The 15,799-nt window shown below is 42.8% G+C and carries 13 protein-coding genes; 6 read left to right on the top strand and 7 right to left on the bottom strand.

Features of this window, described 5'->3' with window-relative positions; translation table 11 throughout:
• Positions 1 to 84: 84 nt before the first annotated feature.
• The 3 genes from lpxC to purC all read right to left on the bottom strand — a co-directional run bounded on the left by lpxC (position 85) and on the right by purC (position 4,691).
• Entirely contained in the window at positions 85 to 936 is an 852-nt protein-coding gene (gene lpxC / locus AC5590_RS02060) for a UDP-3-O-acyl-N-acetylglucosamine deacetylase (protein ID WP_169262912.1), read from the bottom strand.
• Positions 937 to 1,012: 76 nt separating this feature from the next.
• Positions 1,013 to 3,703, bottom strand: a complete 2,691-nt coding sequence (locus AC5590_RS02055; RefSeq protein ID WP_169262911.1) for a BamA/TamA family outer membrane protein — start codon at positions 3,701 to 3,703, stop codon at positions 1,013 to 1,015.
• A 247-nt stretch (positions 3,704 to 3,950) separates the two neighbouring features.
• Positions 3,951 to 4,691: a phosphoribosylaminoimidazolesuccinocarboxamide synthase gene (gene purC, locus AC5590_RS02050; RefSeq protein WP_169262910.1), complete on the bottom strand. Its 741-nt coding sequence runs from the start codon at positions 4,689 to 4,691 to the stop codon at positions 3,951 to 3,953.
• Positions 4,692 to 5,103: 412 nt separating this feature from the next.
• On the opposite strand from purC, the gene AC5590_RS02045 reads away from it, so the two are divergent.
• Entirely contained in the window at positions 5,104 to 5,364 is a 261-nt protein-coding gene (locus AC5590_RS02045) for a DUF7219 family protein (protein ID WP_169262909.1), read from the top strand.
• Positions 5,365 to 5,702: 338 nt separating this feature from the next.
• Here AC5590_RS02045 and AC5590_RS02040 read toward each other — a convergent pair whose 3' ends face one another.
• From AC5590_RS02040 to AC5590_RS02030, 3 genes are all read right to left on the bottom strand, one after another.
• Complete coding sequence (locus tag AC5590_RS02040; protein WP_169262908.1) at positions 5,703 to 8,276, bottom strand: GAF domain-containing protein; 2,574 nt, start codon at positions 8,274 to 8,276, stop codon at positions 5,703 to 5,705.
• A 689-nt stretch (positions 8,277 to 8,965) separates the two neighbouring features.
• On the bottom strand, positions 8,966 to 10,099 hold the full coding sequence (locus AC5590_RS02035) for a glycosyltransferase family 4 protein (protein WP_169262907.1): 1,134 nt from the start codon (positions 10,097 to 10,099) through the stop codon (positions 8,966 to 8,968).
• Positions 10,100 to 10,450: 351 nt separating this feature from the next.
• On the bottom strand, positions 10,451 to 11,605 hold the full coding sequence (locus tag AC5590_RS02030; RefSeq protein ID WP_169262906.1) for an NAD-dependent epimerase/dehydratase family protein: 1,155 nt from the start codon (positions 11,603 to 11,605) through the stop codon (positions 10,451 to 10,453).
• A 312-nt stretch (positions 11,606 to 11,917) separates the two neighbouring features.
• Here AC5590_RS02030 and AC5590_RS02025 point away from each other — a divergent pair, with 312 nt between their 5' ends.
• The 4 genes from AC5590_RS02025 to AC5590_RS02010 all read left to right on the top strand — a co-directional run bounded on the left by AC5590_RS02025 (position 11,918) and on the right by AC5590_RS02010 (position 15,439).
• Positions 11,918 to 12,265 carry a slr0373 family blue light stress response protein gene (locus AC5590_RS02025; RefSeq protein ID WP_169262905.1) on the top strand — a complete coding sequence of 116 codons (348 nt, stop codon included), beginning with the start codon at positions 11,918 to 11,920 and terminating at the stop codon, positions 12,263 to 12,265.
• Positions 12,266 to 12,360: 95 nt separating this feature from the next.
• Complete coding sequence (gene ycf46, locus AC5590_RS02020) at positions 12,361 to 13,872, top strand: stress-responsive protein Ycf46 (protein ID WP_169262904.1); 1,512 nt, start codon at positions 12,361 to 12,363, stop codon at positions 13,870 to 13,872.
• Positions 13,873 to 14,012: 140 nt separating this feature from the next.
• On the top strand, positions 14,013 to 14,363 hold the full coding sequence (locus AC5590_RS02015) for a DUF1257 domain-containing protein (RefSeq protein WP_048868763.1): 351 nt from the start codon (positions 14,013 to 14,015) through the stop codon (positions 14,361 to 14,363).
• A 581-nt stretch (positions 14,364 to 14,944) separates the two neighbouring features.
• Positions 14,945 to 15,439, top strand: a complete 495-nt coding sequence (locus AC5590_RS02010; RefSeq protein ID WP_169262903.1) for a P-loop nucleotide/nucleoside kinase family protein — start codon at positions 14,945 to 14,947, stop codon at positions 15,437 to 15,439.
• A 4-nt stretch (positions 15,440 to 15,443) separates the two neighbouring features.
• Here the strand turns inward: AC5590_RS02010 and AC5590_RS02005 are convergent, their stop codons facing one another.
• Positions 15,444 to 15,635 (bottom strand): hypothetical protein, encoded by a 192-nt coding sequence (locus AC5590_RS02005; protein ID WP_211178234.1) that lies wholly within the window; start codon positions 15,633 to 15,635, stop codon positions 15,444 to 15,446.
• Here AC5590_RS02005 and AC5590_RS02000 point away from each other — a divergent pair.
• Positions 15,616 to 15,717: a DUF433 domain-containing protein gene (locus AC5590_RS02000; RefSeq protein WP_348982673.1), complete on the top strand. Its 102-nt coding sequence runs from the start codon at positions 15,616 to 15,618 to the stop codon at positions 15,715 to 15,717. The genes AC5590_RS02005 and AC5590_RS02000 overlap by 20 nt on opposite strands.
• The last annotated feature ends 82 nt before the right edge of the window (positions 15,718 to 15,799 follow it).

Here is a 15,799-nt window from a genome sequence, read left to right as displayed (position 1 = left end):
TTTTGGTTTTTTCGTAGGTGCTTATTTGAACCTCCCCTTTTGATTCTGAATTTGGGATTTTGCATTTGAGAACCAATCTAAAATCTAAAATCCAAAATCTAAAATCCTTTGTGCCAGTTGAACGTGTAAATTGTGGCTGGCTTTGTACGCCAAGAAATGAGCGCAGGGGAAAATTCCAAGTAAACTTAAATCTCCTACTAAATCCAAGATTTTATGACGTACTGGCTCATTTGGAAATCTTAATGGTGGATTTAGCCAACCTTCTGGTCCACAAACAAGTGCATTATCTAAGCTTCCACCTTTAATTAACCCTGTCTGCTGTAAATGTTCGATTTGATGCAATAAACCAAAGGTTCGAGCCGGAGCAATTTCTGTAACAAAGCTCTCATAAGGATTTTCACTTGTCGCATGAGCAGACCAACTGTGCCATTGATTACTTATTGCTGCCAAATCGAAATCAATGCCGTAGGTAAAGCGAGTTTCTGGGGCTGGAAGCGCACAGGCAAAAGCATCACCTTGACGCACCCAAATTGGCTGGTCAATGACAAGAGGAGCTTTGTCCTCAGTTAAGTTTTGTGACATTAAGCCAACTTGAGCGATCGCATCTGTCCACACCTTTGCCGAACCATCTAAAAGCGGCACTTCTGGACCGTCAATTTCAATTCGGGCGTTATCTACTCCCATTGCAGCAAGGGACGCCAGCAAATGCTCAACTGTACGGACGTATGCCTCACCTTTACCCAACTGAGTCGAAAGCATAGTTTGACTAACCGCTGCGACTTGGGCTGGAATGATTGGAGTATCAGGCAAATCCACGCGTACAAAGTAGCGTCCACTTCCGGCTACGTCTGGTCGTATCCGAACTTGCGTAGTAACTCCGCTATGCAGTCCTACCCCTGTTTGAATGATTTCATCTGCTAATGTGTGTTGTTGCATATTGTATTTTTGTCTTTCGTCTCTAATCAGTTGTCAAAAAATGACTAATGACTAATGACTAATGACTAATGATTACTTAGAACCTTTCCCCAATACCAAAGTTGATACGGCTATCTCCATCATCGCTGATACCGTAGTCAATACGAATTGGTCCTAAAGGAGACTGTACGCGTACTCCAAGACCATAGCCGTAGCCAGTCCCGTTTTTGTTGAGTATCTCAGCTGGTCTGGTACCGCTTCCCAAATCAGTACCAAAATCAAAAAAGACTGCACCACTCACTACTGAGAATACCGGGAAGCGATACTCAAGCGAAGCTTGTACGAAACTCCGTCCGCTGCTTAAACCTCCTTCGTCATATCCTCGGACGGAGTTACTACCACCAAGAGAGAAGGCTTCGTAAGGAGGTAAGTCACCCAGGATTGTTCCCGCTTGAAGATTGAAAGCAATGGTTTGGGGTCCTTTGCTAAAGTTAATAAAGCTGACAGGGAAGTATTGACTGTAACTACCCCGCAACCTAGTTAAGAAAATACTCCCCAGTCCTATGGGTACCGACTGATCAAGACCAACGCGGAAGTAAGAACCCTTGGTAGGTTGCAAGGGATTATTTCTCAGATCACGTGCAACACCCAGTTGTAATAACAACAAATCATCTTCACCTTGTCCAGATTGGCTCAACTCAATAAGATTATTGGTGCTTGTATCCTTTTCGAGACGTCCCTGCTTTCTAATATCGCCATCAGCATCTTTGATAGCAACTCGTTGATACTGCAAACCAGCTGAAGCGGTCCATTGCGACCTCTCGAAGGGATTTTTGGACAAGGGACGGGTAAAGTTAACACCGCCTCCTAAACGCGTGATGCGGGGGCGATCGCCACCGTCATCAGGTTTGCTGGGATTAAAAGTCTCAATGTTTTGATCCTGACCTTCAAAAATCAAGGAAATCGACCGACGACGGAAGAGATTTGCTGTGTAAGAAGTTCGATATGGATCACCTCCGATCCAGGGATCTGTGTAGCGCAGGTCAAACAAAAATTCATCTCGTGTTCCGATTTGTACCTCTGCCCCTAATTTTTGATTTCTGCCATTGAGGTTTTGCTGCTGATAGCTGACCGAACCAAACAAACCACTAGCAGAACTAATACCAGCACCAGCTCCAATCGAACCGCTGTTGCGCTCAACCACGTTGACAACCACATCTACCCTATTGGGATCTGCTGCGCCCGTAATGGGGTCTTTGCTGGGATCAAGGGAAACATTTACATCTTCAAAAAGCCCTAGTCCAAAGACCCTTTGTAAGTCTTTTTGGACTGTGTTTTTGTTAAAGATTTTCCCTGGCTTCAATTCCAGTTCTCTTGTCACGATATAAGGTTGTGTGCGTCCCCGGATTGGTTCTCCCTTATCATTTGTTACCTGACCTTCTTTATTGCGGAACTGTACTCGGATATTTCCTACGACCCCTTCTGCTACTTGTAAGGTGACAACGCCGTTGTCAGAGACTTGCGGTGCTCCGATCACGTTTGCCAATGCATAACCTTGGTCTTGATAGCGCTTGGTTAATTGCTTGATGCCTTCTTGCAAGTCACGTAAATTGAGTATTTTTCCATACTGGCTTTTGAATATTTCATCCGTAGCATTAGCTGGTAGTACGGAGGAAACGTTTGTGCCAGAATTTGCCTGTACCTGGACTTTAGTCAGGACGGGGTTGGGTCGTACAATAAAGCTTACCCGCACTCCCAAGGGGCTATCTTCGGGTACTGCTTGCACGTTGGAAAAGAAACCAGTGGCGAAGATGGAGTTGATATCTTCTTGTAATTGGGAACGGGTTGTTGTTCGTCCTGGCTGGGTGCGAATGACTCGAAAAATTTGATCTTCGAGTTCTTGTGGGAGTTGTTGGTTCGTTTCAGATCTAATGAACACTTCAGAAACCAGTACGCGGGGTTCTGATGCTTCTGGGGATTGCTGTGGTTGGGGACTTTCTGGAGTTTGTGGGGATGTAGGTTGAGTCCCTGGTTGATTGGTTCCGTCTGGCGTGGTAGGAGTACCGGGAGTTTGGGGAAATGTCTGCTGCTGTTGATTGTTAGGAAGGGGTGTTTGTGGAGAATTTTGTCCAGGTTGAGTTCCTGGTTGATTAATTTGGTTTGGCGTGGTGGGAGTACCAGTAGTTAGGGGAGGTGTCTGCTGCTGTTGATTGTTAGGAGCAGGTGTTTGTTGTTGAATGGTTGGAAGCTGATTATTATTTCCTGGTGCGGGAGTGGTAGTAGGAGTTTGGGGGGATATTTGATCTTGTTGAGTGTTGGGAGTAGGCGTTTGCTCAAGATTTTGTGCAGTTTTTAACGAGGTGGAACTTCTTTTTGCCACTATCAGCCTTTTTATTAGAGCCGCTGAAGTTGGAAGTTTCTGAGAAACTTTGTACTGTTGAGTGTTTAAAGGTTTTAAAGCCTCTGCTGTGTGCGAAAAATTTTTGACAGGTTGTGTCGTTTGGCTAGTTAAAGGTTTTAAAGCCTCTGCTGTCTGCGCAAAACTGTTGAGGGGTTGTGTCGTTGTTGACTTTTCTGTGGAATTTGGCACTACAACTTCCGGTTTCGCCACAGCGGCTGTTGCTGGCAAAACCCCGACAACTTTATGCTGCGGATCAGCTGTCGGTTTAACAACCTCTGCTGTCTGGTTTGAATTTGAACTATTGAGAGTTTGTGCATTTGCACTCACTAAACTACCAAAAGGCGATGAAATCGCCACAACTGTGACTATAACGGGAGATAAGCGCATTTTATTTAGATTCCTCTTCACATCCACACACCATCACGGAAGCAATCATCCTTTCGAGCAAAGGTTATGTAAAATTAGATTTCTACTTTTGCAATGTACCCTCATAAGGCAAATAGCAAAAGGCATAAACTCGATAAAACTCATTTACTTGTCCTTTTTACCAGAAGTATGAGGAATTGGGGATCACCGATGAAGGGTTGGGGATAACCTAGTTTCCAGTAAAGAGTCTCCAATATCCTCTGTCACTTCAATTGCTGCTTTCTATCGCTTTGAGTACTCGTTGTAAAACCTCCTGGTAGGCATTTTCTACATTCCCCAAATCTCGACGGAAACGGTCTTTGTCTAGTACCCGGAGATTTGGATCACTTTGTTTGGAGTTGTCCCACAATCGACTTGTATCTGGACTAATTTCATCGGCTAATAGCAACTGCTGTTGCGCGTCTAAGCCAAACTCCAGTTTGAAGTCTACTAAGGTAATATCGCACCGCCCGAAAAAGTCACAAAGAGACTTGTTGATTTGTAATGCTAGATGAGCAATAGTATCCACTTGTTCCGGAGTTGCTAGTTCCAACAGGAATAGGCGATCGCTTGTCAATAATGGATCTCCAAGCTGGTCGTTTTTATAATAAAACTCGACCAATGGCTTTTTTAGAACAGTCCCAAGCGCTAATCCTGTTTGTTGGCACAAACTTCCAGCAGCTATATTCCTAACAACGACTTCTAGGGGCAAAATCTTCAATGCCTTGACCCGCATTTGATCAGGAGCAGGGGTGTCTATATAGTGAGTCCTGATACCATGTGCTTCCAGTTGCTGAAAAATTTGACTGGAAATGCTACAATTTATAACCCCTTTTTTTTCTATACTACCCCGCTTTTGGGCATTAAAGGCAGTTGCATCGTCTTTAAACTCAGCTAATAAGATTTCAGGATCATCCGTCGTGTAGAGGATTTTAGCTTTGCCTTCGTATACTCTTGTTTTAACAGACATGGCTAAAGGTAAAGTTTATTGAGCTATGGGCAGCTTTTATGCTTTTAGGCTTAACCATTTTATCTTTAGTCATTAGTTATTAGTCATAAATAACAGAGAAATGATGTACACAGCCGGATCAATGCTCACTTTGGGTTAAGGCTTTAGTGTCTAGCTAACAAAAAACTTTTAAATAAGAGTATAGCTGTTTACATTAACTTGTCAGAAATTTTAACTGGATAAATTATTAATGATGAATCCTTAAAGAGTAAAAAATATTACAATATCCGGTGAAAATTTTCAGTTCAATTGAATACAATTATTATTTGAAGGCAAAAGAAGTTAATGAGTAACCAAAGGAAACTTAACCGAGGTTAGTAGTTATTGACTTCAGAGTCGAAAACAGGGGCCGATTTCGTAAATGGAGAGAAAAATGGTAGATAAAAATGATTTTCTCTATCCTCGTGGTCGCTACTATGGTCAGGTAAAGCCAGAAAACCTGGTTTTTAATGCGAACTTACAGGAATTCGCGCAAAAAGTAAGTTACATTTGTAATTTAGAAACAGCCGGAAAAGTACCACCAGAAGATGCGTACGATCAAATCAAGGAGCTTTGGAAAAATCTAAGAAACTCCAAAAAACAACTGGGGATCGGCGAACATCCTTTTGATACAGAGCAAGGAAGCAGTGAATAAGTTGTCACCGACCTGTTTACAAAAATGACTCAATAAATAATTTATGGGTTTTACTAATAAATTGTTATGGAAGGAGTGGCAGCCCATTGTTGTGGTAATTCTTCTTGATATAGCAGGAAACGCTTAACGCTTAACAGACTTTCAAGTCTCTTGGTGACAGTGTTTTGTCATTAGTTCGTGTTCTAATCTACCTGGCGACTGCTGTAAATAAAAGGGAGTTTTTAATGACTCGTCAATTTTCAGCAAGCTTAACCCAACCTTTAGGACGTAGTTCCGAGTCTGATTTGTCCTTACAAACATGCCTGCGCCAAACGCAGGAAGTGACTATAATTCCTTGACTACTTCGTCAGCATACAGTAAACACCATCCCAGGAATCACTGGGTGGTAAATTAAGATAATTACAAGATCTTTGTAAGTGAATATCAACCGCTTGGTCTTTGGGTCGGATTTTTTTGGCAGATTGAAAGCAGGCAATAGCGTATCGAAAATTGCGTGACAAATAAGCGTTACGTCCATTTTGATAATGAAACAAAAACTCCTGAGTGTTGGTATCTAAAGGAGTGTGGCGATCGCCTATCAACTCATAGATATTGACTGCTTGATATTTTCCTTTCACCCTTATTTTGTCTAACTCACGCACCCAAATTAGTTCCCTGCATAATTTGTACGTAAATTCACTTAAGATAATGTCACAGCCGTATTCCTTGGTAACGCCTTCTAGGCGCGAACTCAAATTCACACCATCTCCGATGACGGTATAGTCCATCCGTCTTCGAGAACCAATATTGCCAGAAACTACTTCTCCAGAACTAATTCCAATTCCAACATGGATTTGTGGCTGTTTGAGGACAACTCGCCGCTGATTAAATTCTGTTAATCGTTGGCGCATTTCCAAAGCGGACTGGATCGCCCTCCAAGCGTGATTCTCCGTTAACGGTAGTGGTGCACCAAACACTGCCATCAAGGCATCACCAATAAACTTATCTAGGGTGCCTTCATGGTTAAAAACTGCTTCGACCATCGTTTCAAAATACTGATTCAGCAAAGATACTACTTCCGCAGCGCCGAGATTTTCTGTTAAGGTGGTGTAACCTCTGATATCAGAAAACAGGATGGTAACTTCTTTGCGTTCGCCCACCATCAAAGCATCTTCCCCTAGTGCCATAACTTGTTCTGCGACTCGGGGAGTCAGGTAGCGATACATAGTGGTTTTCATGCGTTTTTCCTGACTGATGTCTTCCAAAACCACTAAACCACCCTTTACTCCACCTTCTGGATTTGTTAAGGGGTTAACGGTTAGATTGATGCTCCGTTCAATTTTCTGAACATTGTCTGCATCAAGCAACGCCAATCTAGCTTTAGGAGGTTGATTCCAAGGAATGAAAATGTCTGGGTTGGTGCGATCGCGTACTGCCAGAATGCAGACAGATGCATCCTGCACAGACTTTACATACAATGTCTCTACATACAGTCCTACTGTTAAACTTTGTTCTGGTACATAATGTCTTGCTCCAGTTTTTAAACTATCTTGTAGTCGCAGTTGTAAATTATCAATAGGCACAATCTCCCAGACTAAGCGACCAATCAAGTTTTGTTCCCAAAGATACTTGTTGTTTTTTGCGTTTGGTTCTTTTAAAGGACAGCCTAATAACTGTAAAGCGGCATCATTAATTGTGACTATTTTACCTTCCATATCCGTAGAAATAACTGCATCCGAAAGACTTTGTAGAATATCTTTTTGATACTGCTTTTCTAATAAAACATTCTCAAATAAGCGGGCATTTTCTAAAGCAATCCCTGCTTGAATATTAAAAGCCCGCATAAATTCTTCATCTGACGCGGTAAAAAAATTACCTTGATGCTTATTAATTAACTGCGTTACGCCAATTAATTCATTTGCTGAGTTAAAAACAGGCAAACACAGAATATTGCGGGTCGCATACCCTGTCTTTTGATCTGTCGTGGGGTCAAAACGTGGATCTTTATAAGCATCGGGAATATTCAGTGCTTCACCCGTAGATGCTACGTAGCCTGCAATACCTTTGTTATCAGGCATACGAATTTCCATTGTGGTTGTACCATCTGCAGATGCTACCTTAGTCCAAAGTTCTGCCATTTCTTTACGATATAAAAATAAAGTGCTGCGATCTGCTTGCATCAGAATCCGGGCTTGCTCCATGACTATTTGCAAAGTTGCTTCAAGATCCAAACTTTGTCCTAAAGTTTGAGTTGCGCGTAAAAGAGCAGTTGCACCTCGTTGATTGCGAGCTGCAACATAGAAAGATTGGCAACTTTCCAAGATAATACCGATAGAAGAAGCAAAGTCGCGAAAGTGCACTTCATCTTCATAATCAAATGGAGTACCCAGAGTTTTATTTGCCAGTTGCACCACAGCTACAACTTGGTTTTTGCTGCTCAAAACTGGCATACATAATATATTGCGGAACTTGTAGCCCAATTGTTTTTCTAATTCCGGACTAAAAAGGGGATGAGTAGAGGTATCAGATATGTTTAAACATTGAGCTGTATTCGCAACATGACCGGGAATACCAGCAGTCATAGAAGTCCGAATTTCTATAGCCTTTTGGGTGTTCCCTTGAGGAACTTTTGACCATAACTGACCTTTATCGTAGTCAACTAAAAAAATTGTCGTGTGTTCTGCCTGCAAAATTTGACCAATTTTAAGTGTAATCGCCTCCAATACTTTCTCTAGCATTGTTTCTAAAGCTTCATTATTGATTAATTCGATTGCTCTAAGAAACTGCTGAAACTCGGCTGTAATAAAGTCAAGTAAGCAAACAAATTCGTTAACCGAAAGATTTTTGACGCGAGACAGTAAGGAGTGAGTGCGATTCACTTGAGTCAATTCAGTTAATGTAGCCAGGACGCTACCAGGATTTAGGAGTGTCATGGGGATTTTAGATTATATGGTAAATCGTAGATAGTAGGTCGTGGGTAGTAGTTAGTTGATCGAGGAACAACCAATACTTAGTTACTAATAACCGATAACTAATAACTAAGTAGCCGTGATGAACTGTGTACATTAAAACACATGAAAAGATTTCTCCCAGCCTACAGCTCATTAGCCCCTTAGGGGCAAAGCTCGCCGGGAGGATACTTCCCCCGGCAGATTTTGGCGTTCTTGCAACGCGCTTCACTCACTCCTCCCTCTATCCTTACTTTCAAGTCAGGTTCGCACAATCAAAATAAAATATGTAACTTTTTATAAAGAAAAAAGCTTTTGATCAAAAGTATCTAACACTGGGCAACTTTGGCGCAAACCTCTGGGGGGGAAGCTTCCCCCGCAAGACTTTGTAAAAAAGGCGGATTAATTCGTCTTCAAATAGCTTTTTGCTTGTGTGTTGGTCATTCAATTTTTCCTTGTTGAACTTTACGAAGGTTCTGTTGTTGTCTGGCTTGTCCTGTTGAAATACTTTTCTATATCGAGTTCTATTACTCGTTTTTCTATCCCTGTGGAACTATAACTAAGACTTAGGAATAGTTGTTTTTGAGCGTCGTGCGCAGAACGCCCGGATCTAAAGCCATTTTTACCGTTGGTAACATAGTTCTGTTTATTTGTACTCACCTACTGAATAATCTTTATGCCACTTTTGGTAGTTCAGAATAAATCACCTGTTGATAGTAGCTTTCTAGCTGGCGTGTAGCAGCACCCCATCCCCAACGTTCTGCCTCCTGACGCGCATTTTGACGGATAGTTTCTCGTTCCTGTTGCTGTTGTAGAAGACGAACTGTTGCATCAATGGCACTTTGAACGTCTTGTTCTGGCTCAAAAAGATATCCATTCACTCCATCTGTCACAATATCAGGAATACCACCAGAACGTGCAGCAACGACTGGACATCCACCTGCCATTGCTTCTAAAAGAACTAATCCCAGTGTCTCTGTTCGAGAAGGAAAAATAAACGCATCAGCACTAGCAAAGGCAGAAGCTAATTCTGTACCCACCAAATACCCAACAAAATAAGTATTTGTTCCAGCAAAGTATTTTTCCAATGTTTGACGATGGGGACCATCTCCAACTAATGCTAGCCGTGCCTTGGGGATAGCTTCTAAGATTGGTTTGATACGTTCAATTTCTTTTTCAGCGGAAAGACGCCCTACGTAAAGTAACAATGGGCTTTGTGGGTTATTTTGCGACAGGCGCGATCGCATTTGCTGACAAGCATTGTCAGGATGAAATGATTCGGTATCCACTCCCCTTTGCCACAGATCTACTCTTTCAATACCGTGTGCTATGAGTTCTTGCATCATTGCTGTGGAGGTACAAAGATTTAAAGCTGCCTGATTGTGAGCCGCTTTTAGTAGTTCCCACAATAATCCTTCCAGCATTGCTAAACCGTAATGCTGAAGGTATTGAGGCAGATGAGTATGGTAAGATGCGACCAAGGGAACATTTAGATATTTACTATAAAATATACCAGCTAATCCCAGAATTGCTGGGTTAACTACATGAATGATATCTGGTTTAAATCCCTCCAAAGCTTCACCGATTGCTGGACGAGGTAATGCCATTTTTAACTCTGGATACAGTGGTAGGGGAAAACCGGAGACACCATATACTTTAGCTCCTTTATACTCAAAAATGCCACCATCAGGAGCAATGACTAAGACTTGGTTACCATTACGCTGAAGATGGTCAATGGTATGACGCAGGCGTGTTACAATTCCATCAACTTTGGGTAGAAAGGTTTCGGTAAACAGGGCAATTCGCATAAAACTTGTATTCAGTACTAGCCTTGTATGAACTATGAAATGAAGGCAAAGGTTTGAAGTCTAAAGCATGTAGTCAAGAATGTTTATTTCATCCTTGATCTTTCTAAAATGACTAGTCGTCATACTGAATAACAATATGACGACTATATTGTAGATAGTCAACGTTCCTTCAAAAAGAACTCAGAATAACGTTACAGCATCTACTGGAGTATTCAGCATTGAGGGAACTGTTGTGAGATTTTTAGGGACTTGGAACCTCAACTCCTCATTGGGTGGTAAGCGACTAATATTAAATTCTGAGTAGGTGAGTTATGACCTCGTTGTTTGTCAACAGCGGTCTTCAAGATTTACTTAATTCCTCCGCCAAGAGACTTTGGGTAGAATTTGATTTTGATCAACATGATCCTGATATTTAGTAGCAAAGTTCAACAGAGAATCGAGTAGGGAATCAGAAAGATAGTGAGGCTGCAAGCCAAGATCCAATAATTTGGTATTTTTGGCGTTGAAGTAATGTTCTTCTCTCTCGACTCTGGGATTATCTAAATGATTGATTTCAACATTCAATCCCATTGCATTACCGGCTTTCTTGACCATCATGGCCAAATCACCAACACTGAATTGTTCGGTAAATTGGTTAAACACGCGGAATTCTCCAGATTCAGCTGGGTTAGCAATTGCAATCTCAATACATCGTACTGTATCTCGAATATCTAAAAATCCCCGAGTTTGCCCACCTTTACCATAAACAGTCAGCGGATGACCAATAGCTGCTTGAATGCAGAAACGGTTTAGTGCAGTTCCGAACACGCCATCGTAATCAAGGCGATTAATCAACAGTTCGTCCATCCCTGTCTCTTCGGTTAAAACACCGTAGACAACGCCCTGATTCAAATCTGTTGCTCTTAATCCCCAAATCCGACAAGCAAAGTGGATATTGTGGCTGTCATGAACTTTGCTCAAGTGATACATTGAACCGGGCTGCTTGGGATAAGGAAGAGTATCTTTACGCCCATTGTGTTCTATAGTAATGTATCCTTCTTCGATATCGATGTTGGGTGTGCCGTATTCACCCATTGTCCCTAGCTTCACCATGTGACAGTTAGGAAAGTCTTCCCGCATTGCATACAGCAAGTTCAATGTACCAACTAGGTTGTTCACTTGAGTCATAACCGCGTGTTCGCGGTCAATCATTGAAAAAGGTGCTGAACGCTGTTCACCAAAATGCACAATTGCTTCTGGCGAGAATGCGTGCAGGGCCTTACTCAGAAATTCGTAATTAGTAATATCGCCAATGAAAAGGTCGATAGATTTACCAGTTAAATCGTGCCAGCGCTGTATACGTTGCTGAATTGGCGCGATTGGGGTCAGAGTTTGCACCCCCAGTTCGTTATCCCAGTGCCGTCGCACTAAATTATCTAAGATACCAACTTCATGACCGCGATTTGAAAGGTAAAGTGCAGTTGCCCAACCGCAATACCCATCGCCACCAATAACCAGGACTTTCATTTTCACCAGTTTTTACTCGCTGATAGCTAAATCTACCAGGTTTGTGTCCCCTCTAATCATCAAAGATGGAGCAGGAAGTGAAGAAGTGAAGGTTGCCCCGTTCAAGCTAGTCGCGAAGTGCTTACGTACTTCTGCCTTTGTTCAAACGAGTTGTCGAATTTTCGACTATTACATTGTCCCTGGCAATAGTACTTCTGTTATATTATTAAGATATGTAACAAAAAAAGCGTCAAAACGCTTTGACGTCTTGACAAGGAATTGAGGTTCCGATATCGTGATATACATACCCGGGTAAGACCGCTAAAAAGTAATATGCAAGCTAAGCAAAAGATTACATTGTATCTGTCGCCAGAACTGCACAGGAAGTTAAAGATTCGCTCGGCAATTGACTCGGAACCGATGTCAGAACTAGCGGAACGTGCCTTAGACTTCTACCTGGCAAATTCGGAATTAGTAGAGGAAGCACAAGCATCATATGGAAGGACGCACAGAGTTTATTCTTGTCCAACTTGCGAAACTTCAGTTGTGCTGCGAGATGCAGAATTGGTCAGTCTGGGTCACCAACCCGGAATGATTGGTCATCAGCAAGAGCGTCTTGCGATTGATGAAATGGATCGGAACCAAAATCAAAAGGGTAAGGAAGAGCTAGTTCCTTGCTAAATAGGAATCATGAATATCAAATTCATAGTTTCCCTGTTCGTAACATAGCAAAGCGAAGTCTGTACTGTCTGTAAAGGTCTCAAGTAGGTCGATGTATGAAAGAAGAGCTCAGTATCCTCATTCAAGCTCAATACCCTTTAATCTACCTTGTGACCTCCGAGGAAGAGCGGGCTGAGCAGGCAATTTCTACAATCGCTCAATCGTCAAAGCCACAGCGAAAAGTGTATGTTTGGACAGTAACTCACGGCATCGTGGAGTATGGTCAACCCCGGAACGTCACTCAACATAACACCGTTTCTCCGGAAGCGGCAGTTGAATGGATTATCCGGCAGAAAGAACCAGGTATATTTATTCTTAAAGATTTACATCCATTTATAGATGCGCCAGCGACAACAAGGTCATTGCGTGATGCGATCGCCAGCTTTAAGGGGTTGCACAAGAATGTTATCTTGATGTCACCGATGCAGCAAGTCCCAATTGAACTGGAAAAGGAAGTTGTCGTTCTTGATTTTCCGCTTCCAGACATGGGAGATTTAAATAAAGTTTTATCTACTCATTTGGATCAAAACCGTGGACGGCGGTTAGCAACAGAAGCGCGTGAAAAACTCTTAAGGGCGGCTCTAGGATTAACTAAAGATGAAGCGGAAAAAGTCTACCGTAAGGCACAGGTCACTACAGGGCGTCTGACGGAAGATGAAGTAGACATAGTTTTATCTGAGAAAAAGCAGCTAATTCGGCGCAATGGTATATTAGAATACATAGAAGAAGACGCAACTATTGATGCTGTTGGTGGCTTGGAAGAGTTGAAAAGGTGGCTGAAGCAGCGCTCTAACGCTTTTACAGAGAGGGCGCGTGAGTACGGTTTACCTCAACCAAAAGGTATGCTAATCTTAGGAGTCCCAGGTTGTGGTAAATCCTTAATTGCCAAAACAACTTCTCGACTGTGGGGTTTGCCACTACTGCGATTAGATATGGGGCGAGTCTATGATGGCTCAATGGTAGGACGTTCAGAAGCAAATTTACGTAACGCCTTAAAAACAGCAGAATCTATTTCACCCGCAATTTTATTTATAGACGAGTTAGATAAATCATTTGCTGGAAGTGGAGGTTCTGGAGATTCTGATGGTGGAACTTCCAGCCGGATATTCGGCTCTTTCCTCACCTGGATGCAAGAAAAGAAATCACCAGTATTTGTCATGGCAACAGCCAACCGAGTTGAACGTCTACCTGGTGAATTTTTGAGGAAAGGTCGCTTTGATGAAATTTTCTTTGTAGATCTGCCCACCCCAGAAGAGCGCCAAGACATATTCACGATACACTTGTCTAAGCGCCGAGAAGACATCTCGCGATTTGACCTAGAACAACTTTCTAAGATGTCTGACGGATTTTCTGGAGCAGAAATTGAACAAGCGATTGTTGCGGCAATGTACGAAGCTTTTGCCCAAGATCGGGAGTTCACACAATTAGATATTATTGCGGCTATTAAAGCAACACTGCCGTTGTCGCGTACGATGCAAGAACAAGTCACAGCTCTCAGAGACTGGGCTAGACAACGAGCAAGACCAGCCGCATCCTCCGTTGCTGAGTATCAGCGACTGGAGTTCTAAAAGCTTTCTCCTGCTACCACAGGGGGAAAGGCTAGCGCCAAAAAGCTAGCAGTTATGAAAAAACCGCGTCTTGGTAAACGCGGCTTCGCTTAAAACAAACTGTTGTCTTTTTCTCTACTTTCTCATTGGAGGAAACCCAAATGTCTCACTTTAGCACTCTGCGTACCAAAATCACCGATGCAGAAATTCTTAAGTCTTCCCTGCGCGATCTAGGCATCTCTGTTAAGACTGAAGCTGATGTTCGTGGTTACAACGGTCAGCGTGTTCGTTCCGACATCGTTGCAGTTTTGGAAGGCGAGTATGATCTCGGTTGGTCTCGCAACAGCGATGGTTCCTTCGATCTGATCGCAGACCTATGGGGTGTTGCTAAGAAGCACAACCAAACCGAGTTGATCAACTCCATCAACCAAAAGTATGCCGTTAACAAAACCCTGGCAGAAGTGAAGCAACGCGGTCTGCAAAACGCCAACGTTAAGTTGGTATTGCAATAGTCATATCTCTGCGCGTTCCCAAAGCTGCACGGGTTAACCAGGTTAATAGCGGTTAGCCCGCTTTTTTTACGGACTAGGATAATTCCTAGTCCGTTAATTTTTTTATGCCTTGGAACCTACGAGGAAAGAAACCAGGACTTACGCAAAGGTAACGTATTTTCGTCCGCAGCGACGAGCGTATCCCCTGCGGAGACGCTACGCATACGCGTAGCGTGCCGAATAGACCTGTTGCACGAATCAAGAAAACAGGGCAAGTTCATATTGGATGTTATACAGAAAATTTCTGAATAACAGCGATGAATATACTGAACAACTCTTTCTTACGTACAAAATCAGGTGAATATACGGAATTTTTCACCTAACATCTGAAAAAGGATAATATACAGAAAATTTCTTGATATCCACCCCAAATTGAGTAGTTATACGGGAATAGCTGTATCATAGTTAGATATGGACGATATACATAAAATTTCTTGATATTTATGATTAAATGCCTGTAACCCTTTCTCTATTTAAATCGCGAGCATGTGATATACGGAAAGTTTCTGCATAATAAATAGTTAGGCTGAGGGACATAGGACATGAAGCAGCGAGGAAAGCTCTTCTTCTTTTGCGGAAAGATGGCGGCGGGAAAATCGAGCCTTGCAAGGGAAATAGCGCGGCGAGAGGACGCGGTTTTGGTAGTGCAAGACCAGTTGCTGATCAAGTTGTTTCCGGGCGAAGTCGTGGACATCCCTAGCTTCGTCAAGTATTCATCAAGGCTGAGAGATGCTCTTGCGGCGCACATATGCTCACTGCTCTTAAAGGGCATATCTGTTGTGCTCGACTTTCCTGGCAACACGAGAACGCAGCGTGCCTGGTTTCGGGAGCTATTTGAACGTGCGAACGCCGATCATGAGTTGCACTACGTCGATGTAACTGACGAGTTGTGCAAGCGTCAGCTGCGGGAGCGGAGTAGGGAGCTTACTGAAGGCTCAGCTTTTACGAGCGATGCCGAATTTGATGCCATTACAAAGTACTTTCAGGCACCATCAGACGATGAGAACTTTAACGTCATTCGTCATCAGCGCGGCTAACACTTCATGGCGGCGGACAGGTGAAAGCCGTTGGTGAGGTTGCAAAGGTTAACTGCCGCCGCTGCATTTTGCCGTGTAACCGCGATCGCTCTGCTTTAGTCTGCTGGCATGGTAATAAAAGAAAAGGTATCCGACCATGCCAACGCACAAACAACCTATCGTATCCGGGAAAACCAGTGATTGCAGGAACTCGCATCACAGTTGAAATAATTCTCGAAAAACTTGCTGCTGGTGAAACCCCAGAGCAAATACTGGGACTTAAAGCCCCCTGTCATTAGTCCTTGAATCAAATCTTGCTGTTGAAGTGCAGTTGTGAGGAGTGCGTGGATTGTACGAGATACAGAAAAATTTCCTCGTTTA

Source organism: Brasilonema octagenarum UFV-OR1, assembly GCF_963888615.1.
Taxonomy (GTDB): Bacteria; Cyanobacteriota; Cyanobacteriia; order Cyanobacteriales; family Nostocaceae; genus Brasilonema; species Brasilonema sennae.
Note: the sequence above shows the minus strand (reverse complement) of the source record. Positions and strands in the feature narration are given on the sequence as shown.